At 33.1% G+C, this 22,170-nt stretch carries 19 protein-coding genes and 1 pseudogene; 15 read left to right on the top strand and 5 right to left on the bottom strand.

The features are described from left to right. Nucleotides 1-90 precede the first annotated feature (90 nt). Nucleotides 91-276, bottom strand: coding sequence for a hypothetical protein (locus BUR17_RS02240; RefSeq protein ID WP_074228403.1), 186 nt, complete (start codon nucleotides 274-276; stop codon nucleotides 91-93). Nucleotides 277-472: 196 nt separating this feature from the next. Between BUR17_RS02240 and BUR17_RS02235 the strand changes: the two genes are divergently transcribed. The 11 genes and pseudogenes from BUR17_RS02235 to BUR17_RS02190 all read left to right on the top strand — a co-directional run bounded on the left by BUR17_RS02235 (nucleotide 473) and on the right by BUR17_RS02190 (nucleotide 12,410). Further along, nucleotides 473-2,956 carry an AsmA family protein gene (locus BUR17_RS02235; protein ID WP_074228401.1) on the top strand — a complete coding sequence of 828 codons (2,484 nt, stop codon included), beginning with the start codon at nucleotides 473-475 and terminating at the stop codon, nucleotides 2,954-2,956. 91 nt (nucleotides 2,957-3,047) lie between these two features. Continuing rightward, nucleotides 3,048-3,182: pseudogene (locus tag BUR17_RS21205) on the top strand (DNA alkylation repair protein); the annotation flags it as partial. A 70-nt stretch (nucleotides 3,183-3,252) separates the two neighbouring features. Continuing rightward, nucleotides 3,253-3,732, top strand: a complete 480-nt coding sequence (locus tag BUR17_RS02230) for a hypothetical protein (protein ID WP_074228399.1) — start codon at nucleotides 3,253-3,255, stop codon at nucleotides 3,730-3,732. Nucleotides 3,733-3,863: 131 nt separating this feature from the next. Beyond that, nucleotides 3,864-4,244 carry a hypothetical protein gene (locus BUR17_RS02225; protein ID WP_074228397.1) on the top strand — a complete coding sequence of 127 codons (381 nt, stop codon included), beginning with the start codon at nucleotides 3,864-3,866 and terminating at the stop codon, nucleotides 4,242-4,244. Nucleotide 4,245: 1 nt separating this feature from the next. Then, complete coding sequence (locus BUR17_RS02220) at nucleotides 4,246-5,133, top strand: hypothetical protein (protein WP_074228395.1); 888 nt, start codon at nucleotides 4,246-4,248, stop codon at nucleotides 5,131-5,133. Between the two features lie 95 nt (nucleotides 5,134-5,228). Next, nucleotides 5,229-5,846 carry a hypothetical protein gene (locus BUR17_RS02215; RefSeq protein WP_074228393.1) on the top strand — a complete coding sequence of 206 codons (618 nt, stop codon included), beginning with the start codon at nucleotides 5,229-5,231 and terminating at the stop codon, nucleotides 5,844-5,846. A 411-nt stretch (nucleotides 5,847-6,257) separates the two neighbouring features. Beyond that, complete coding sequence (locus BUR17_RS02210) at nucleotides 6,258-7,412, top strand: porin (RefSeq protein WP_074228391.1); 1,155 nt, start codon at nucleotides 6,258-6,260, stop codon at nucleotides 7,410-7,412. A gap of 18 nt (nucleotides 7,413-7,430) precedes the next feature. Continuing rightward, nucleotides 7,431-8,861 carry an anion permease gene (locus BUR17_RS02205; protein WP_074228389.1) on the top strand — a complete coding sequence of 477 codons (1,431 nt, stop codon included), beginning with the start codon at nucleotides 7,431-7,433 and terminating at the stop codon, nucleotides 8,859-8,861. Between the two features lie 98 nt (nucleotides 8,862-8,959). Next, complete coding sequence (locus BUR17_RS02200) at nucleotides 8,960-9,616, top strand: succinate dehydrogenase cytochrome b subunit (protein ID WP_074228387.1); 657 nt, start codon at nucleotides 8,960-8,962, stop codon at nucleotides 9,614-9,616. An 11-nt stretch (nucleotides 9,617-9,627) separates the two neighbouring features. Continuing rightward, the gene (locus BUR17_RS02195; RefSeq protein ID WP_074228385.1) at nucleotides 9,628-11,544 is read left to right on the top strand and encodes a fumarate reductase/succinate dehydrogenase flavoprotein subunit; all 1,917 of its coding nucleotides are present in this window, start codon (nucleotides 9,628-9,630) and stop codon (nucleotides 11,542-11,544) included. Between the two features lie 116 nt (nucleotides 11,545-11,660). Next, complete coding sequence (locus tag BUR17_RS02190; protein ID WP_074228383.1) at nucleotides 11,661-12,410, top strand: succinate dehydrogenase/fumarate reductase iron-sulfur subunit; 750 nt, start codon at nucleotides 11,661-11,663, stop codon at nucleotides 12,408-12,410. Between the two features lie 6 nt (nucleotides 12,411-12,416). Here the strand turns inward: BUR17_RS02190 and BUR17_RS02185 are convergent, their stop codons facing one another. From BUR17_RS02185 to BUR17_RS02170, 4 genes are read right to left on the bottom strand one after another with little or no spacing between them, the layout of a single operon-like run. After that, complete coding sequence (locus tag BUR17_RS02185) at nucleotides 12,417-13,562, bottom strand: ABC transporter permease (RefSeq protein ID WP_074228381.1); 1,146 nt, start codon at nucleotides 13,560-13,562, stop codon at nucleotides 12,417-12,419. After that, the gene (locus BUR17_RS02180; protein WP_228418581.1) at nucleotides 13,559-14,725 is read right to left on the bottom strand and encodes an ABC transporter permease; all 1,167 of its coding nucleotides are present in this window, start codon (nucleotides 14,723-14,725) and stop codon (nucleotides 13,559-13,561) included. Before BUR17_RS02180 ends, BUR17_RS02185 begins: the two co-directional genes overlap by 4 nt. Before the next feature lie 33 nt (nucleotides 14,726-14,758). After that, complete coding sequence (locus tag BUR17_RS02175) at nucleotides 14,759-15,754, bottom strand: HlyD family secretion protein (RefSeq protein WP_074228377.1); 996 nt, start codon at nucleotides 15,752-15,754, stop codon at nucleotides 14,759-14,761. Between the two features lie 11 nt (nucleotides 15,755-15,765). Beyond that, nucleotides 15,766-17,196: a TolC family protein gene (locus tag BUR17_RS02170; RefSeq protein WP_074228375.1), complete on the bottom strand. Its 1,431-nt coding sequence runs from the start codon at nucleotides 17,194-17,196 to the stop codon at nucleotides 15,766-15,768. 241 nt (nucleotides 17,197-17,437) lie between these two features. Here BUR17_RS02170 and BUR17_RS02165 point away from each other — a divergent pair, with 241 nt between their 5' ends. The 4 genes from BUR17_RS02165 to BUR17_RS02150 all read left to right on the top strand — a co-directional run bounded on the left by BUR17_RS02165 (nucleotide 17,438) and on the right by BUR17_RS02150 (nucleotide 22,133). Next, a complete protein-coding gene (locus tag BUR17_RS02165; RefSeq protein ID WP_074228374.1) occupies nucleotides 17,438-17,725 on the top strand; it encodes a DUF3817 domain-containing protein in 288 nt (95 codons plus the stop codon). 191 nt (nucleotides 17,726-17,916) lie between these two features. After that, on the top strand, nucleotides 17,917-20,007 hold the full coding sequence (locus BUR17_RS02160; protein ID WP_074228372.1) for an outer membrane beta-barrel protein: 2,091 nt from the start codon (nucleotides 17,917-17,919) through the stop codon (nucleotides 20,005-20,007). Nucleotides 20,008-20,188: 181 nt separating this feature from the next. After that, nucleotides 20,189-20,938 carry a helix-turn-helix domain-containing protein gene (locus BUR17_RS02155; protein WP_074228369.1) on the top strand — a complete coding sequence of 250 codons (750 nt, stop codon included), beginning with the start codon at nucleotides 20,189-20,191 and terminating at the stop codon, nucleotides 20,936-20,938. A 25-nt stretch (nucleotides 20,939-20,963) separates the two neighbouring features. Continuing rightward, nucleotides 20,964-22,133, top strand: a complete 1,170-nt coding sequence (locus tag BUR17_RS02150; RefSeq protein ID WP_074228367.1) for an FAD-dependent oxidoreductase — start codon at nucleotides 20,964-20,966, stop codon at nucleotides 22,131-22,133. Nucleotides 22,134-22,170 lie beyond the last annotated feature (37 nt).

Below are 22,170 nucleotides of genomic sequence, written 5' to 3'. Positions count from 1 at the left end.
TAGCATGCCATAATCCTCTGTGAAAACTAAATTATTTGTTTTTTACATTTTTTCATGTTCAATAAAGCTGTAAAAATCAGTAATGTAAAATTAGCTCTCGTCTTTCGTATTTTTCACAAGACTTATTCCCGAGAAAAAGAAGATAAGTCCAATAACACCCGCAACGGCAAGTGTTGTGTAAGCGGTACTTTTATTAATTAATTCATATCCTGTATAAATTAAACCAACAATTCCTAATACTGTAAGAATAGTTCCGAAAATTCTTTTAATGTTCATGATAATATTATTTTAATGACAATAATCAAGATATGTGCCTTAAAATATTTTGAATAAACAAAAAGATTATTTACCGATGAAACTAACTTTTTTTTAATTGTACAAAATAAATTTTCAACAGGATTATATAGAAATAAAAAATTCTATTATTTGGAACATGTTTTGTTTATTGTTGATTATAACACATTTACAAATGATGGAAAAAAAACTTTTAAAAAAGAAAACACCAAGAAAAAGAGTAATTCTTTGGACTTTCATTGGATTTGTGACATTAATAGCCATATTTCCATTTGCATTAGATTTTTATTTGCAAAAGAAACTTCCGGATCTCATCAATGAAAAAACACCATACAAAGTGGTGCTTAAAGATTTCAATTTAAGTTTGCTGAAAGGTAATCTTACTGTCAATGATCTTGAAATCGCCACAAAAAACCCTAAAGATCAATACATTACTCAAATTAATGGCAAGATAAAAAATCTTAACATAACAGATGTAAATATTTGGAAAGCAGTTTTCAGTAAGACATATCATGCAGATCAATTTACACTTACTGATTCTGATATTAAAATAAAGCTTGCTGCTTTGAAGAAAAACCAAAAACCGAGCAATAAAAAAATAGATCTTCATATCAACAATATTGCATTGCATAACGTAAATGCAGATGTGGAGAACGGTCTTGGTAAAACGGTTTTCAAAGGGCAAAATATAAATGTAAACCTAAAAAACATTAAACAAAGCGCAGACGGAAATAAAATCCCGATTGCGTTTTCAGAATTTAAAATCGATGCAGAAAATGTACAGATTGGCGTTAATGAATTCTATGAAATTAATGCAAAGAAAATTGACGCAGCCAATAAAACACTGCAACTTGTTCAATTTCATTTAAAACCGATACAGGCTGTAGCAAAATATAATTCTAAAAATGTTTTTGATTTTTCAACACAAAATCTGGCTGCAAAAGACTTTAACATCAGTCAGGATTCGTTGATCATTTCTGATATTATCTTTACCCAGCCTGATCTGAAAGTATATTCTACTGGAAAAAATACTGTAGATAAGAGTAATAATTCTAAAGAAATTGACTTGAAGATTGGTTTAAAAAATATTACTTTTCAAAAAGGGAAAATCAATGTTTTCCAGGTTAATAAAGAAAAAACGGCATCTGTTGAGAATTTTAATTTTAAGATGAGCGATATCGTCTTCGACAAGAATACGGTTAAGGAAAAAATTCCTTTCCGCTTTACGAAACATGATATTGAAGCTGAGAATATTTACTTTAAGGCAGATCAGTTGCAAGCTGTGAAAATTAAAAGTATTGCTTCGCGGAATGCCAATATTACTATTGACGGTTTTCAGGTTTTGGCATTGGGAAAAAGCAGTACAAAAGATGTATTTTCGGTAAGCACAGATCAGATTAAAATTTTAAATAACAAAAGCAGATATATCGGTCAGAATCTTAATATACAACTTGATGGAATAGAAGTAAATAATCCATCAATACAGATTACATCGGCAACAAAAAATAAGAAAAAAAATCAAAAAGCTACTACTCCTCCACTTTTTACTGCTCATATTGGTTTTATCCGAATCAATAACGGGAAAGTTTCTCAAAAGAAACAAAATGTAGAAAAACTTGCCGTTGGAAAAATCGATCTTAAAGTGGATAAGATATTTAGCAATACTGAACTCTTCAAAAAAGATATTCCTTTCAAAACAGAAAAAAATTATGTTGATGCCAAGAATATTCGTCTTGATGCAGGCAAATATTATTATCTGAAAGTTGCAGAAATAAAAAGTACAGGAAAAAATACGGACATCAGTGAATTCAATTATCTTCCAAAATATTCAAGGGCAGGCTTCAGTAAAGTAATTGCTAAAGAGAGTGATCTGTACACAATTAAAGTAAAAAAGATCAACATAAAAGATCATAATACACAATTGGGTAAAAACAGCAGTATTGATCTCAGCAAAATAAGCATTGATGGTCTACATTGCAATATTTATCATGATCTCGCTCCGCCTGATGATATTGCGGAAAGATATCTTTTCAGTAAGAAATTACGTGATGTGAAAATTCCATTATTCATCAAAGAAATATCTATTAAAAACTCAGATTTGGAATATGAAGAAGATGCTGAAAAAAGCAATATTCCGGGGAAACTGACTTTTAATAATTTCCAGGCACTGATTACGAATGTAAATAATGCTAAAATAAAAGGGCGACCAACTGTTATCAATACCGATGCTTCTTTTGATTTTTACGGAAAAGCTGAAACTAAAGTCAACTGGAAATTTGATGTTAAAGATCTCGCCGACAAGTTCACCATTAAAGGAGACGTACAAAAGCTTTCTGCCGATAATGTCAATCTGTTTGTGCGTCCGTATTTAAATATTACTTTGGATGGAAATATTGACTATTTAAAATTCGATTATTACGGATCTCAGGAAGGTATTGCAGGAAAGTTTTATTTCAAATACAATGACATGTACGTAAACTTCCTGAATAAAAAAGGAAAAGAAAGAAAATTCTTAAATACGATTGCCAATTGGTTTGTGAAAAATGAATCTAAAGGAGAACCGGGACATGTTGTTATTGATAAAAAACGAGAACCCGAAAGAAGTTTTTTCAGCATGCTTTGGCAGGGAATTATGGAAGGTCTCAAGAAGTATTTAATCTAATTTAAATTATTCTTTTTCCGGAATTAATAACTCAATATTATGCACTCATATTTGCCGATATTAGAAAATCAAAATGTGTAAAAAACAGCGGTTAAAAGATGCAGGCAAAACACAACCTGAATTTGTGAAAACACTTTGCGAAAAATGGAAGAATGAAAGCCCAACCAAAGAAACAATTTACATTATAAAAAAAGCATTGCAGACGATTAAAAAGTTAAAGAATTAATTTATTAAAAAATAAATATCTCCCTTTGATTGGAATTTTGTAGATTAGTATAAGAATTTATTTATTAAAAATGAATTTAAGTAATAAAAAATATTATATCAATTCTTTTCGAACAGTACTTTTCGGTTCCTGTTGTCTTTTCATTGGTATTTTTATGCTGTTGCTTTTATTTTTAAATATTCCTAATTTCGATATTTCATATTTATTTATAATACCAATTGCAAGCATAATTTCAGTTACAACAATTTATTTTGGTAGTAAAACTCTACTTAAATTTAATAAATTTATTCAACTGGAATTACAAGAAACCGAACTTAAATATCTTATAATAGGAAAGGGTAAAGGATCGGCGTTAAATTATTTCATCAACCCTTTATTTAAAACGATTAAATATTCGAATATAAAATTCATAAATATCACAAATGAAAATTATGAAAAACATATTCAGATACTTCAAAATGACGATTCTAAGATTGTACTCCCATTACTATTTCAAAATGGAAAAGAATTAGAAGAAATTATACTTGAAATTAAAAAAAGATTAATCTAAACCTCTGCTAAAGTATGAAAATCTACAAATTTATGTTTCAACTGGAATTTTCTATTTTAGGTTAACCTTTTAGTTTTGAAAATTCACCCAAAAGCAAAATATTAAAATAGTAATCATAAAAAACATTTAAAATGAAAAAATACGTATTCACTTGTTCTTTAGTTTTTATGCTGATTAGTTGTGGAGCAATTAATGGAAATTATGCCGATACAGCATTTTATGCAAAAAACACATCTGAAAAAAATATTTCTTTTGAAGCCGGAATTTTTAAAAATTCAATGTCGATGGGAAGGTATGAAGTTAAAAATAATTTCCAAGTAAAACCGAATGACAGTATTCTGATAATCAGAACGAGCTTTAAAAAAGATTATGAAAATCCGCAACATATGTTCCCCACTTTCAATGTTTTTCCTCCGGAAAACGTAGAATTAAATGATGCTAAAAATCCTCAGAACTGGAAAAAATACATCAAGGAAAATGTTGTTATTTATACATTCACTTTAAACAAATAAAATGAAAGCATTAAATCTTTTCTTCATCCTTATTTTTTCAGTTTGTTTTTCACAAGAAAATAATGTTCTTGGAAGACTTTCTGCGCTGAACAACAACGGAAAAATATGGTACAATATTGATGGATACAGTATTACCAGCGAAAAATTTAATAATTCTTTCGACGAGAAAGGTCTAAAAAAAGTTTTCAGAAAACATCAAATTACAGATTCGGATGTAAAAACAAAAGACGATCAAATCAAATTCAACAATTTATTTATTTCTAAACAGCAAAAAATAGCTGACAATAATTTTCAAACCAATAATTATTATTTTATTGAAAATCCAGACAAAACAGTTTCTGTAATTTGGTTTATTAAAAACGGAAAAACAGATAAAGAAACAGAGGAGAAAATGGTCAACTTAATTATTGAAAATAAAATTCCTCAAGAAAATTTTGTTCCGATGAAAATCACTTCAATCAATTTTGCCGGAAGAAAAATAGAACTTGGAAACAGCTGTTACTGGACTTTTCTCAATACCGTTCAATGTCCTTATTTAGGAGAAATGAACTGGTCTGTTCATAGAGATTTAGAGAGTGCTAAAGAAGCTATTGAAAATCAATTAAATATTACAAAATCTAAAAAAGGTGGAAAGGTAGCTTCAGAAGAAATCATCGATGTAGAATTTGAAGGAGTACAGACTAAAGCCAAAAAAGTAATCTATGATTTTACAGGAATTGCCTCTGCTTTGGCAGGAATGTCGAGCGGAAAAAACTTAACTGTTTATTACATTGCTGAAAACATAAGAAATAAAAATGTAAGCTGTGTAATGAGTTTTTGGAACAACGATCAAATCAATCCTGAAACGAAGCTCCCTCCTCTTTTAGAAAAAATAATGAAGCTTAAATAAATTTAGTTAGCTAGGTGAAAAGAAAAATTTAGAAACAATTCTTTTAATTAATTTTAATTTCAGAAAGCAACTTCCCAAAATTCAGTCGAAAATCGATGACAACAATACTTCAGAATAAGTTAGACGAAAAATTTACAGCTTGGATCATTAAATATATTTCACCAAATTTTGTTGATGGAATTTATTTGGTCTGGTTTACTGATAACGACGCAGAAAGCACAGATAAGTTATTAACTTTTGAAAATGGTAAAATTTTCTCATCAAAAAATATTGAAAATATTGAACTTGAAATTATAAATAAAAAAAAGGAAATTGAAAATTATGAAAGAGTAATTTCCTGGCTTAATGAGGAAATTAATAACGACTCAACTGAAGACAATTTTTATGATATAAAATTTCTTCTGGACCAAATCGAACAAAATAATTTTTCAATAGATGTTATAGAGCTTTTCACTAACTATATTAATCTTTTTGGAGATTATGCAAGACAAGACGAGAAAAACAATTTTTTATTAACGTTTGAAAGCCAATCTTCTATACAGAAATTATGGAACTATTATTATGAAGCTATTTTTTGGCCCAGATTTAATAATAAAAAAGAATTTGAAAACTCAAAGCCTGCTTCTTTAGAAATAGATAAATCAGAATTACATTTACAGCTTTCAGAAATTATTAATGAGTTTGATAATCAAATTCAGATGTCGAATCTTTGATATAAAAAAGAAAACCTCATCAAAATTCATGAATAGTAATTTTTTAGATTAACTAAATTAAAATATATTCTACACAAACTTAAAACTACTTCCAAAGAAAAACTTTTATATTTAATTTATTAAAATATCATTTCGCCGTTTCGGGAGCAATTATACTATGCAATCAATTATAATATTTATACAGGAAATTTTCACTAGTTTTCCAACATAATTACTTTATTCAATGATTGTTATAAATAAGGGTTGATTCAAATAAAGTCAGAATAAATTTGCACAAGTTGAAATTTAAACCATTATTAATCCAAACAGCGTGATTATTAGTATTTATTTTCTTAATTTTAAGGTAATTTAACAGTCTTCCTATTTAGGATTGTTAAAAAAAGCTAACACACCAAGAAACATTATAAGAAAATGAGTACTTTTTTAACCGTAAAAAAGCATCTGCTTTTATCTTTCACACTATTCAGTTTGGTTTTGACCGCACAAGTCCCCGACTCTATAAAAACACAATCGGAAGACCCTGTAAAATACCCTCAACTTCAAATTAAAGGTCTCTTTCAGGCGCGCTATTTGGTCGGTACGAGCAAAGATGTTGATGTTAATGGGCTGCATCATTCCGACGGTTCGGGAACCAATAATAATTTCATGGTGAAATATATGAGGGTTCAGGTTCGTGCGCAAATTAGCAAACGTACCGAAGTGGTGGCATTGGCGAATCTTGCAGATTTTAAAAATGACCCTAAGTCCAGAGTTCTCGAAAATGCCTATTTAAAATATACTTTCAATTCAAAACTTGCACTTACTGTTGGGCAGTTCAGACCTTGGTTCGGTATTGAAGAAACCTACCCTATCGATATTATTAAATCTCTGGACTGGTCAAATCAATACACCGAATTTGGAAAATTAGGCTGGACAAGTTTTCAAATCGGAATGTCAGCAACAGGTCAGGTTGAGTTAGGAAATATACCGTTTCAATATGCTGTTTCTGTAGTGAATGGAAATGGTAAAAATCAGGTGAATGATAATAATGACGGCAAACAATATTCTACAAGATTGGTTTTTGGCTTGGCTAAAAAATATAATTTTAATGTTGGTCTAAATGGTGGTGTAGGTGATGCTTTTGGCAAGAAAATTTACGCTGTAGGTGTAGATTTAAGCTCATTAATTAATTTCGATTCAAAATGGAGCCTCGATATGCAGCTGGAAGGAAAGCAGGCAACCAATCATCCTTTATATTTTGCGGTCACGCCAGAATTAAGACCTTCAAATCCCGATGAGTATCTAATTCGTGGAGCTTATTTTCTTCCCAATTTACGATACGAGATCAATCACAAAAATTTAAGCGCTTTCGAATTATCTTGCCGTTACGAATATTTAGATACCAATTTTAGGTTAAATTCAAATCCTAGACAAACGGTTACCCCAATGTTCGGTTTGGAGTTTCTTAAAAATTATGGCGCCAGAATTCAACTCGGAATGCAGTTCGACCGATACAAAAATCAGGTAGAAAATACCTCTCAATACAACAATAATTTATTCATAGTTCAAGTCCAAAGTAGATTTTAATCCGTAAAACTAACTATTATGAAAGAGATTAACATTAAAGCGGTCGCCATCACATTTGCGGTTGCGCTTATTATCTGGTTTATTCCCGCTCCGGAAGGCGTTGCCCAAAATGCATGGCACCTGTTTGCAATTTTTGCAGCTACCATTTTAGGAATCATCCTTAAAGCAGCTCCAATGGGAACCATGTGTATGATGGCCATCGGATTTACCGCTTTGACGCAGGTTGTTGCTCCGGGAGATGCCGGAAAATCAATAACAAAAGCACTTTCCGGTTTTGGAGACAAAGTAATCTGGCTGATTGGAATTTCATTCTTTATCGCAAGAGGATTTATCAAAACGGGTTTGGGAAACAGAATCGCTTTTTTATTCATCAGAGTTTTCGGGAAAAGTTCTTTGGGTTTAGCTTACGGATTGGGTTTGGCAGACGTTTGTCTGGCTCCTGCAATTCCTAGTAATACAGCAAGAGGTGGCGGAATTATTTATCCGATTATGAAATCGATGGCAATAAGTTTTGATTCGGTTCCTGATAAACCCGAGACTCATAGAAAATTAGGTTCTTATTTGACATTGAATAGTTATTATATGAATCTCATCGCTTCTTCCATGTTTTTGACGGGAACTGCGAGTAATCCCATGTGTCAGAAATTCGCAGCCAATTTAGGAATCAACATTACTTGGATGTCTTGGGCTGCAGCAGGTTTCGTTCCGGGATTGGTCGCTTTCTTTGTCGTTCCTTTGGTTTTATACAAATTATATCCGCCTGAATTAAAGAAAACTGGTGATGCTCCGAAAATGGCAGCACAAAAATTAAAAGAAATGGGCCCGATTTCTAAAGATGAATGGTTAATGTTGTTGGCATTTTTCATTTTATTAGGCCTTTGGATTTTTGGAGGAGCTCTTTCAATTGACGCTACAACAACAGCTTTCATTGGGTTAACACTACTTTTATTAACCTCTGTTTTAACTTGGGAAGATGTAAAGTCGGAAAAAGGAGCTTGGGACACGATTGTGTGGTTTGCGGTGTTGGTGATGATGGCAAGTTCACTCAACGAATTAGGATTTATCGGCTGGTTTAGTGATTTAATTAAAGTGAAAATCGGTGATATGACTTGGACACTTGCTTTTCCGGTGATTATTCTCGTTTATTTCTTCAGCCATTATATTTTTGCAAGTGCCACCGCTCACGTTGCTGCAATGTACGCTGCTTTATTAAGTGTTGGTGTTGCGGTAGGAATTCCTCCGATGTTGTTGGCGATGATGCTTGGTTTTATGGGCTCAATTTATGGTGTGTTGACGCATTACGGTCACGGTCCGGCTCCTGTATTTTTCGGAAGCGGATATGTAGATTTAAAATCTTGGTGGCTTAGAGGTCTCGAAATAGGAGTTGTCCTGTTGATTATCTACATGGGAATCGGCGGACTTTGGATGAAAATATTAGGATACTATTAAAAAGTTTAAAGATTGAAGCACGAGGCTGGAAGTTCATGAAAAATGAATTTAAAACCTTCCTCTTCCCACATCTATCCTCATTAACAAAACAAAAAAATATGCTGTCAACCTTATCAAGAAAAATGCTGATGTGTCTTACAGGGCTTTTCCTGAGCTTATTTCTGTTGATTCACTTCTTGGGAAATCTTCAACTGTTTTTACCACAGGAACAGGCGCATCTTCAGTTTAATGCCTATTCACATTTTCTTTCGGGAAATATTATCATCAAAATAGTTTCCTACGTTTTGTATGCAAGTATCATTCTTCATGCAGTGGATGGATTAATAATTACGTTGAAAAATAAAAAATCTGGCGGAAATTATCAAGCTGACAGACGCGGAAGAGCCAGTAAATGGGCATCCCGAAATATGGGAGTTTTGGGAACATTACTATTGATTTTCCTAGTTATTCACTTTCAGAATTTCTGGTATGTTTACAAATTCGGGAATCCTCCTTTGGATGAAAATGGAAATAAAGACCTTTACATTCTGGTCGTAACTGTTTTTAAAGAATGGTGGTATGTGATTATTTATGTTTTGTCGATGATTGCGTTGTGCTATCATTTAATTCATGGAATTTACAGCGCTGTCAGAACCTTAGGACTATATCATCCGAAGTTTGTAAAATGGTTTAAAAACATCGGAATTGCTTATTCAATTATCATCAGTGTTGGGTTTGCTTTGATGCCAATTTATGTATTCTTCACCGCCAATTAAATTGAGAAACTATGATTTTAGATTCAAAAATACCGGAAGGTTCTTTAGAACAAAAATGGGACAATTATAAAAAGAAAGCCAAGCTAGTCAATCCAGCTAACCGAAAAAAGTTAGAAGTTATCGTTGTCGGAACAGGTTTAGCGGGAAGTTCTATTGCTGCATCTTTGGGAGAAATGGGTTATAACGTAAAATCATTCTGTTTTCAGGACAGCCCAAGAAGAGCGCATTCTGTTGCAGCTCAAGGTGGCGTAAATGCTGCCAAAAATTATAAAAACGATGGCGACAGTGTTTACAGAATGTTCGTAGACACCTTAAAAGGTGGAGATTTCAGAGCCCGTGAAGCCAATGTTTACCGAATGGCAGAATGTTCTTTAAATCTTATCGACCAAGCCGTTGCGCAAGGCGTTCCGTTTGGAAGAGAATATGGTGGTTATTTGAACAACCGTTCTTTCGGAGGCGTTCAGGTAAGCCGGACTTTTTACGCAAGAGGACAAACCGGACAACAATTACTTCTGGGAGCTTATCAAGCTTTGATGCGACAGGTCGGAAAGAAAACTGTTCAGTTATTTTCAAGACACGAAATGCTTGATTTGGTTACGATTGACGGAAAAGCAAGAGGAATTATCGTAAGAAATTTAGACACCGGAGAAATTGAAAGACACGCCGCTCACGCAGTTGTTTTAGCAACAGGTGGTTACGGAAAAATTTATTATTTGTCAACTTTGGCGATGGGTTGCAACGGTTCTGCAATTTGGCGGGCTCATAAAAAAGGAGCGTTAATGGCTTCACCAAGCTGGATTCAGGTGCATCCTACTTCTTTGCCACAGTCCGGAGATTATCAGTCGAAATTAACTTTAATGTCTGAATCGTTAAGAAATGACGGAAGAATCTGGGTTCCTCTAAAAGAAAATGAAACCAGAAAAGGTAACGACATTCCCGAAAATGAAAGAGATTATTATTTAGAAAGACGTTATCCAGCTTTTGGAAATTTAGCACCAAGAGATATTTCATCAAGAGCTGCAAAAGAAAGAATTGACGCAGGTTTCGGAATCGGACCTTTAAAAAATGCCGTATATCTTGATTTTTCTAAAGCCATAAAGGAGCAAGGAAAAGCAAAAATTCAGGAGAAATATGGAAATTTATTCGATATGTATCTTAAAATCACAGGTTACAATGCTTACGAAGAACCGATGATGATTTCCCCTTCCGCACACTTTTCGATGGGCGGACTTTGGGTAGATTATGAATTAATGACCACCATTTCTGGATTATTTGCGTTGGGTGAAGCTAATTTTGCTGACCACGGAGCTAATCGATTGGGAGCCAACTCTTTGCTTCAGGCTTCTGTAGATGGCTATTTTATTGCGCCTTACACGATTGCCAATTATTTATCCAATGAAATTCATACCGGAAAAATTTCAACCGAAAATATTGAATTTGATAAAGCAGAAAATCAAGTTAAACAACAAATTGAAGGTTTCATCAACATTAATGGAACAAAAACAGTCGATTATTTCCATAAAACTTTAGGTAAATTACTTTACGATTACTGCGGCTTAGCGAGAAATGAAGAAGGTTTAAAATACGCCATCGAAGAAATACGAAAATTAAAACAAGAATTTTATAAAAACGTAAAAGTTTCAGGACAAGGCGACACCATGAATAGCGAACTCGAAAAGGCAGGTCGTGTTGCCGATTATTTTGAAATTGGTGAACTGATGTGTTATGATGCATTAACCCGAAATGAATCTTGTGGTGCCCATTTTCGTGAAGAATACCAAACTCAGGATGGAGAAGCCTTGAGAAATGATAGTGAATTTCAGTTCATCTCAGCTTGGGCCTGGAAAGGTGAAAATAACGAGCCTGAATTGATTAAAGAGCCTTTAATTTTCGAAGAAATACAACCGACTGTAAGAAGTTATAAATAATATTGAAGTAAAAAAGTAAAAGTTAAAAGAGCCAAGTGGTTGAAGTGAAGATATTGAAAAGAAGCCATTGATATAAAACTTAATCACAATTAAAGATTACAAAAAACACAGAAATTATGGATTTACACCTTAAAATATGGAGACAGAAAAATAATAAGAGCGAAGGAAAACTGGTAAATTATGATTTAAAAGAGCTGAATCCTCATATGTCTTTCCTTGAAATGTTGGACACTTTAAATGAAAAGCTAATCGTTGAAGGCGAGGAACCCGTAGAATTTGACCATGATTGTCGAGAAGGGATCTGCGGACAATGCGGAATGATGATTAATGGTTTGGCTCACGGACCGTTAAAAAATACAACAACCTGTCAGCTTCATTTACGTTCTTTTAAAGATGGCGAAACCGTTTTGATTGAGCCTTTCCGAGCGGATGCTTTTCCGGTAAAAAAAGATTTAAAAGTTGACCGTTCTGCCTTCGACAGAATTATTTCTTCCGGTGGATTTGTTTCCATTAATACTGGTCAAGCTCCTGATGCAACTGCAATTGCTGTTACACATCAAACCGCCGAAGAAGCTTTTGATTCTGCTGCTTGTATTGGTTGTGGAGCCTGTGTTGCAACCTGTAAAAATGCAAGTGCAGCTCTATTTACTTCAGCAAAAATTACGCATATGGTATTGCTCCCACAAGGAAAAGAAGAACGAAGTAATCGTGTTTTAAATATGGTAAAACAAATGGATGCTGAGCATTTTGGGCACTGTTCCAACACCGAAGCTTGCGAAGTGGAATGCCCACAAGGAATTTCTGTTTTAAATATTGCCAGAATGAATTATGAATACAGTCGGGCTTTGTTTTTTAGGAAGAAATAAAAACCTTTATATTTTAACTAAATATTTTATTCTAAGAATTAAAAGAAGTTCAAAAACAATCCATAAAACAATCAAATGAATTATGGAACTTAGATTCTCAGAAAGCGAACCTCCTGCTTGTACAATCGAAATATAAGTTTTGAGAAACGGAGAAGTTGGCAACATATCAGACAAAATCTGAACAAATCTTGGCAATGCTTGATAAGGCATAGAATATCCCGTAATTAAAAAAATAGGATAAGACGAAAATACCAAAACCTGAAATGCAAAAAGTTTAGTTTTAAAGAAACTGCCAATCAGCATTCCAAAGACAATGATCGTTGCAATAAATAATGCAGAAACAACAGCAAGGTCGAAGTAATTTCCTCTGACCTCAACATCAAAAACTGAAAAATTCACTACTGAAAAGAAGAGCCCGAAAATCATAAATACAACAAAATAAAGCAGACTTTTTCCAAAAATCATTTTAGAAATGCTTTGCTTTGAAATTTGATAAAGATTTAATAATTTCTTCTCTTCTCTTTCTGATGTAAAAGCTGCTGCAACACCAATCAAAAGGGTTTGTTGTAAAATAATCGCTAATAAACCGGGCAAAAGAAACGCACCGTAAGTCATGCTGGAATTATACAACGGTCGATAATCCATATTAATAGGATTGGTCATTTTCATCGCCTCGTCCTCCCCCATTCCCTGCTTATTAAAATATGTTTTTCTTACGCCTGCTCCAACGGTAAGACAGACTTTTGTAGCGGTACTCAGCAAATCGCTTGAGGGTAAAAATCGTGAAGCATTCAAAACTAAATTCACATTCGTCTGTTTCAACGAAAAAATATTCTTTTCAAAACCTGACTGAATATAAAAATAGCCCTGGACTTCTCCCTGAAACATCATTTCCTGAGCTTCAGAAATATTTGAACTCGGCACAATTTCTATCATCGGAGTCGAGTTTAATTGTTGTGTTAATGTTCTGGAAATTGCAGTTCCATCGTTATCAATCAACGCCAATCTTACTTTTTCTTCACCTTTATTCAGGTAAATACTTCCATACATAAATGCATAAAGAATCGGCGCCAAAAGCAAAATCAGAAACAGACTCGAATCTTTTGAAACGTTTCTAATTTCTCTTTTCAGTATTTCTAAAACCTCTTTCATGCCTGATTTTCTTTAAGATATTGATTGATTTTTTTCTGAAAAAATACAACGCTCAAAGGAAATGTGACTCCAATAAAAACCAGCAATTTTACAATTTCAGGAGTAGCATAAGACAATGGAAGCTCCATAAAATAAAGCTTAATAAATCCGTCTAAAAAGTGAGTATAAGGCATGATGTCTGCATAAAACTGGTCGTACCAAGGCATTGCCCATCTCGGAAATGTAAAGCCACTAAAAACAAATGCAGGTGAAGTAAAAAATAAGGCAACATCCGTTACAAAAAGCAGATTATTAGAGATTGCAGAAAGCATCATTCCAATTCCGATACACGCTAAAGACATCAATGTATAAATCAGGAAAAAATTAAAATCAGTTTCGGGTTTTCCCAATTCATAAACAGGAAAAACAACGTAAGCAACCAATAAAAATAGAATCCACGAAATACAAAGATGAGCCAGCATTTTTCCGATCACAATCTGCGAAGATGATGTCGAAATCTGTAAAAGTTCATCAATGGTGTTTCGTTTAAACTCAAGATTTAAAATTAAAACTGCTGCAACAATCAGCGCCATTTGAAGACCAACCGTTATCAATCCCGGAGTAAGATACATCTGATAATTGAAATCTGGATTGTATAATGTTGTTGTATTGAGTTTAATGGGCTGTACCAAAGTATTTGCTTTTTCAGCAGGCATTCCTTGTTTTTCGGCTTTTTGAAGAACAACCGCAAGACCACCTTTGATAATAACTCCAGCTGCGCCTTTGTAAATCATTTTTGCAGGAACCAGATAAGCACCGTTGGTATAAAGCGTTATATTCGACTGATGATTTTTTTTGACATCAGACTCCATATTTTTTGGAAAATGTACCGCTCCGAAGATCTTTCCTTCCCGCATTAATTTCTCAATTTCTGCATTGCTGTAAACCGTTTGAGTAAAGTGAATATACTCATTATGTTCCATCATATCGATCAACGTTCGCGAAACAGAAGATTGATCTTCATCCCAAACCGCCATTGGAAGCTCTTTTGCAAATTGTTTCTGATAAATAAATCCGTAAAAAAGAAAAATAATCGGCGGAATGACTAACAGGATCACGTAGAAATTAGGAATCGAAAAAATTCGTTTCCATTCCCGGATCATGATTTGGCTGATGGTTTTCAATAGTTTTAATTTTTCTGAATTAAGAGAATGTTTTTAATCAAAAACAAGCTGTGCAGTCATTCCTGAGCGAAGTCCTTTTATGGAATTGATATTTTCAGGTTTTACCTTAATCTGGAATGTTCTCAGTTCAAATTCACCATTCTGCTTTTCGGGAACCCAATCTGCATATCCTAAAGCCGGAGCTAGCTCTACAACAGTTCCTTTTATTTCTTCCGGCAAACAACCTGGGATTTTCATTTTTACGGTACTGCCTTTATCAATTTTGGTCATTTGATTTTGACGGAGATTAAATTTCACAAAAAAAGAATTGTCCTTCTGAATTGTCATCATGGGATAACCCGCATTTACCATTTCTCCTTTATTGGAAATCATTGTAGAAATTTTCCCTGAAGCAGGCGCTTTTATAGAAGCATTATCTTTTATTTCCTGAGCAAGCTGATCGGCACCTTTCGCCTGATTTAAAATTGCCTGAGCCGAATTTTTTAATTCCTGATTATTTCCGCGTTGTAGAAGTTGAACATTAAGATTAGCTGTTTCCAGTTCTTTTTGTGCCGCTTTATATTTGAAATAAATAACATCTCTTTCCTGTCCTGAAATTACACCTTCCGAATAAAGATTCTGAAAACGGGTGTAGGTTTTATTCATCAGATCCATTTGTTGTTTTGCAATCTGTTGAAGATTTTCTGCAGATTTTAAAACTTCAGGTTCTACTCCACGATTGATTTTATCCAGTTGATTTTGAGCAACCGTCACCGCTTCTGAAACCTGCGCCTGAATCGTCTCAATTTCAGAAGTTTTCATTTGAGCTACAACCTGTCCTTCTTTTACCTCGTCTCCTTCTTTCACCAATAATTCAATCACTCTTCCGGGCAACGAAGCAGAAACATCCACAAATTCGGCATCTACCATTCCTATTACGCTCTCTTTATTCTTTTCTGGAGATTTATTTTGAAAAAGGTAAACCAGAGCAATAACCAATACAATAATTGGAATGAAAACCGCCCAGTAATTTTTTATAAAGTTTTTCATTTTTTATCAGTTTAAGGAATGTAATTGGTTATATTTTCGACGTTTCCGGTAATGTAAAAATAAGTCGCAATCACCGTTTGATAGGCAACTAAAGACGTATAATATAGTTTTTCGGCTTCGTACTGAAGCTGCAAAGCATCGTTCACATCTTTTACAGAAGACAAACTGTTTTCCATTCTTTTCCTTACCATTTCAGTCGTAGTATACGTCTGTTTTCTTGCAGCATCGAATGTTTCGTTCTGCTCTTTAAAGCTTATTAATTTATTTTCAGAAATTTTGGTTGCCAAATTCACTGATTTTTGCTTTTGATTGATCAAAAGATCGGCTTCTTTTATTAAAGATTGCGAAGCCAGATTTCTGGATTTTCTTTCAGGGTCAAAAAGCGTCCATTGCATTTCTATCCCAACCAACCAAGGTGGAGTAATTAGCGGTAAATCGTTTCTGAAAAACTGATAGTTTCCAATGGCAAAAATGTTAGGTCTTGAAAGCGATTTTGTAATATTGTGAGTAGTTTCAGCTTCTTTCTTTTTGCTTAATAATAATTTTAAATCTGCATTATTTTCAGACGAAGAAAAATTAGGTACGTCAATATCCTCATTCAGCTCTTCATTAATATCCAATGATTCATCAAGAGAAATTCCCATCAAGTCTTTCAACGTTAACAGCGCATTTTCTTTTTCAAGTTTAAGGTTTTTAAGATTAGTTTCGCCTTGAAGTTTTGTAATATTTGACCAGTTTTTCAGGTAAGGTGGAATAATCTCGGCTTTCAGAAGGCTTTGCGCATATTTTTCATTGTTTTCAAGAGATTCTACAATCTTCTCTTGTTTTTTGATCATCGAATTCAGATACATTACCTGAATGTAATTTAAAGAAATATTATAAGCTGTAAGATCCTGAGAAGACTCTAAGTTTGCTTTTCCGCTTTCTACCTGCTGTTTTGAAAGCTCTTTTGTTGCATTTAATTTTCCACCTAAATAAATAGGTTGACGCACCAAAATTCCTGCTAAAAAATAACTTTGTTTTGTAATTGCAGGATTATAGTTGGGATAAACTGCACTGATAATATCTTTAGAGGTTTGGTAAATAACATCCTGAACCTGTTGTGAAAGCTGGTTTCCCGTAATCTGTTGATACGCTGCATTGGCAGAATACACACTTTGATTTGCCGAACCTTCCACAATTCCGTCTTTTACCTGTTGCAGATTAACTTTTAAAGGCTCACCGATATAATTGTAGCCGCCAAGAAAATCTACTTTCGGAAGACTGTTGTTTTTGTTGGATTGCAGAAGTTTTTCCCGGGTTTCCAGAGATTGCTCTGCCAGTTTTATAATGACATTATTTTGTTTCCCTTTTTCTATACATTGTTTCAGTGTCAGTTGCTGACAAAATGTTTGCGAGGAAATCACCAGAAAAGAAGTAAGCAGAATTTTCCTGAATCTCATACTTTTAAAATTTTCTATTTAAACTATTTTACCGTTTAGAATTTTCCCGTACGACAGTTCACATGATTTATAGTGGTATAAATTTAATTAAAAAATCACTAAAATTCGATTTAATATAGAATAATTTGTTGCATTTTTATACCCGATAAGAAAAGAGCATCAATTTTATCTGTTTTTTGATTTATTATTGACATTCAAAAAAAAATATTGAAAAATCAACAGTCTAAACCATTCTAATTTTATGATCAATCTATACCGTAAAACTGCAATCATCGAAGGTATCTCCTATTTAATTTTACTTTTTATTGCAATGCCCATTAAATATATACTTGATATTGCTGAGCCTGTAAAATATTTTGGCTGGATTCACGGGGTTTTATTTCTTATTTACATGGTCATTCTCATTGCTGCTTCTCTGAAATACAAATGGAGCATTAAAAGAATTATCATATATCTTGTAGGATCTGTGTTGCCTTTTGTACCTTTTATTTTAGATAAAAATTTGAAAAAAGAATATCCCAATAATTAATAGCTCATAACGAAAATCAAATTCCAGAGACTTTTTCACAGTAATAAATTAAAAATGTATTACTTGTTTCTATATTTTATAAAATTTTATAAAGAAATACAATTAAATTATTCCAATTAACGTGAAATTTCTTTTGATAAGACAATCGATTGTTCTAAATTTGAGGCCGATAATATTTCCAAGAAAACTACATGAAAAAACAAATAAGTTTAGCCTTCTTAATAATAGGCAGCTTAGCTTTTGCACAGGAAAACAATACTTCAACAGTTAAAGATTCGGTTCAAAATACAAAAGATATTCAGGAGGTTCTGATAAAATCGCAACGTAAAAAACAATTTGTAGATAAGGCAGTTTACAGTTTTGATGAAGAAGCTTTAAAAAAAGCCAGATACGCCAATGATTTATTACAGACTTTGCCCGAACTTCAGTTTGATCCTATTTCCAGCAGTATCACCAGTATTAAAGGAGGTAAATTTTTACTTTTAATTAATGGTGTTGAATCTACAGAATTACAAGCTCGAGGTATAAGACCTGAAAATGTAGTACGAGTTGAATATTATGACAATCCACCTACCCGATGGGCGACAAGAGCCGATACTGTGGTTAATATTATCACAAGAAATCCGGAACTTGGTTTTGCAGCAGGTAGTTCTGTGAGCTCGGCATTAACAACTGGTTTTGTAAACGGACAAGCTTATGCGAATTATACAAACGGAAGGAATAATTTAGGACTTGAATATTCAATTAATTTCAGAGATTACGACAATCGTGCTGTAAACAGAGTCTACAATTATACTTTGCAAAATTCTCATTACAATACCAATGAAAATAAAATAGATCATTTCGGATATACTTATCAGGATATTGCTTTAAGATATACCAATTCTTTGATAGATAATTATGTTTTTCAGGCAAAATTTTCGATGAATATTTACAATTATTTCTCTAAAGGAAATGGGCAAAGTATTTTCACCAAAGATAATAGCTCAGAACTGCACGGAACATCGCAATACAGCGGAGAAAGTTACAATCCTCCAAAGCTTGATCTATATTTTTCTAAAAAATTAAGCAAAAAAGACGAAATCAGTTTTAATATTGTAGGATCATCCTACACCAGCGAAAGTTTTCAATTAGATAAAGAATGGATTATTGGCTCCGGAAATATTGTTTTTGATAATGATATGAACCTAAAGGCCAAACAAAACAGCATTGTAGGAGAAGTTGCTTACACTCATGATTTCAAAGCAGGGAAACTAAGTACCGGGTATAGAATTGATAATAATAACGTTGATAATATGCTTGAAAACTTAGCAGGAAATTTCGATTATTCTGTTAATTATTTAACTCAATATTTATATTCTGAATTTGCAGGTAAAAGCAAAAAACTGATGTATCGTATTGGTTTAGGTTTAACCAATATTCACAATAAAACGGCTGCAACCACAGATGACGACTGGACTATCACGCCTAAAATAATTTTGGGATACGAGCTCAAAAAAAATCAAAGTCTGCGATTCACAAGCAGCTATACACCTTACAGCCCTGGAAGTGCATCATTGAGCCCGAACATCAATCAGGTTGTTCCTAATATTGTGTCTACAGGAAACCCTTATCTTAACATACAAAAAGCGTGGAATAATAATTTGAATTATTCTTACAATAATAAATTCTTTGATTTTAATGCGAATCTCTTCTACAACTATGTAGACAATGCGATTAACAGTATGTATGTTTTGTATAATAACAATACTCAATACGCATTAACCTACGAAAATGCACAGTTTAGTTCACGAACAGGAGTGCAGTTTACAGGATCGGTAAAACCTTTTGGAAATAGATTATTGGTTATAAAAGCCAATATTTATCCTACAATGCAACGTGTAAAAACAAACTCAGGTGCTTTGCTTAAAAATAATTATTTAGGAAATAATTTTACTATTTCTTCTGAATATAAAAATTTGAGCCTTACCTATATGTTTAATATTCCTGTTTATACATTAAGTGGAGCTTTTTTAAGTACCAATGAAAATCAAAACCACATTTTTGCCAATTACAAAATGAAAGACTGGACGTTCACGACCGGAATGTACTGGTTGGGAATGCCATCAAGATATAAAACAAAAACACTTGATGCAAGTTTGGTAAACTATATGGGAACAACCAATATTTACAACAATAGAAATATGTTTATTCTGGGAATCGGTTACGATTTTGCCAAAGGTAAAAAGAATGAAGTTAATCGTAAACTGAATAATGATACCGCTCCTGCAACAACCTTCTAATCACATTTATAAAAAATAATTACAGCCATGGTTTAATCATCAAACCATGGCTATTTTTTTCATTCTACAACTTTTCTTCTTCTAAGTTTACTACATTTGTAATTAGCAATATAAAAGGTGTAATATTTAAATAAGACCGAATTCTTATCTATAATTGAAAGAGACAACATCCTAAAAAGTAATGGAAAAAAAGCTAAATTTTAAACTTGTTGAGCCAAATCAATCTTTAGCAGATCTTGTCTATTGTTTTTCTTCATTACAGAATATTTCGCAACAGCAAAATGCTGTAATTATTCCTAATGGGAAAGTTGATCTTATATTTTCAAAGACAAATGACCAAACGCTTATCGTTGCATTGTTGGGTTTAGAAACCAAACCAAAATATACTACTCCTGAAATTTCAAATTTCTTTTCCGTAAGTTTTCATCCTTTTGCGATTGAATATATTTTTAAAGAATCTATTGCTGACATTTTAAATTCCGGAAAGATACTGCAGAATGACTTTTGGGGCTTTAATCTTGATGATTTGAATGACTTTGATCAATTTTGCGAAAAAATCACACAAAAAATTTCAAACTTATTACCTGAAAAAACAGATGAAAGAAAACGTAGATTATTCCAGTTAATTTTTGAATCAAACGGCGAGATCCCGATCAAAGAACTTTCTGAAAAAATTTTGTGGAGTCCACGACAAATCAACCGTTATTTTAACCAGCAATTTGGGCTTTCTTTAAAAGCATATTGTAAAATTCTTCGTTTTCAGGTGTCACTTGACCATATTAAAAATGGAGAACTTTATCCGCAACTTAATTTTACAGACCAATCGCATTTCATCAAAGAAATAAAACAACTCTCTGGTGTTTCACCAAAAGAATTACACAAAAACGAAAACGACCGATTTTTACAATTTTTAGTCTACAGCCAAAAGTAATTTTGCATTATAAAATTTAAAAATAATGTTATTACAAAATAAAAAAGTAGCCATTGTAGGAGGAGGTCCGGGTGGATTGACGTTGGCAAAACTTTTACAACTAAAAGGTGTTGACGTAAAAGTGTATGAAAGAGATTTAAATAAAAATGCACGCGTACAAGGCTCCCCTCTTGATCTACATGATGAATCTGGTTTGGCGGCATTGCGAAAAGCGGGTCTTTTGGAAGATTTTAAAAACAATTTTATGGTCGGTGCAGATCAATCGACCATTACAAACCATAAAGCAGAAATATTCTTCAGCGATCACGGAGAAAAGCATGATGAAAATTTTGGAGACGAACATTTCCGTCCGGAAATAGACCGAGGTGTTTTACGAAAAATTCTGCTTGAATCTTTAGCTCCTGAAACCATTGTTTGGGACAGTCATTTTCTTTCAATGACACAGCAAGATGAAGGCTGGATGCTACATTTCAAAAACAAGGAAAGCGTATATGCAGATATTGTAATCGGTTCCGATGGCGCAAATTCAAAAATACGGCCTTATCTTACAGACATCAAACCATTTTATTCTGGTATTACAATGCTTGAAGGCAATATTTATGATGCCGAAAAAAGAGTTCCAAATATTTCTGAAATACTTCGTGGTGGAAAAATTATGGCTTTCGGGAACGAGCAAAATATTTTAATGGGACAAAAAGCAAATGGTGAAATTGGTTTTTACACAAGTTTTAAAGCTGATGAAAATTGGGCAGTTGCGTCCGGTTTAGATTTTTATAATAAATCTGAAGTATTAAAATGGTTTCAAAAAGAATACCCAGATTGGAGTCCTATTTGGTATGAATTATTCGAAAACACTTCTACTCCTTTTATTCCGCGCCCAATTTATTGTATGCCTTTAGACCAAACCTGGAAAACAGCAAAAAACCTTACCATTATTGGTGATGCAGCCCATTTAATGCCGCCATTTGCAGGTGAAGGTGTAAATATGGCAATGCTTGATGCTTTAGAATTAAGCGAAACTCTAACTTCTTCTCAATTTGACACAATAGAAAACGCTATTTCTGAGTATGAAAAGAATATGTTTAAAAGAGCATCAAAAATAGCACAGGAATCACTTGAAAACGGAGAAAGAATGCACAGTGAAAATGCTTTAACAACCATGCTTGATTTCTTTAATTCTCACAAAGACATTTAAGACATTCTCTGTAAATAGCAACTGTCATTTTCAACAT

The organism is Chryseobacterium scophthalmum (assembly GCF_900143185.1).
In the GTDB taxonomy this organism is placed as follows: domain Bacteria; phylum Bacteroidota; class Bacteroidia; order Flavobacteriales; family Weeksellaceae; genus Chryseobacterium; species Chryseobacterium scophthalmum.
The sequence above is the reverse complement of the archived record's forward strand: the minus strand, read 5'-3'. Positions and strand labels throughout refer to the sequence as shown.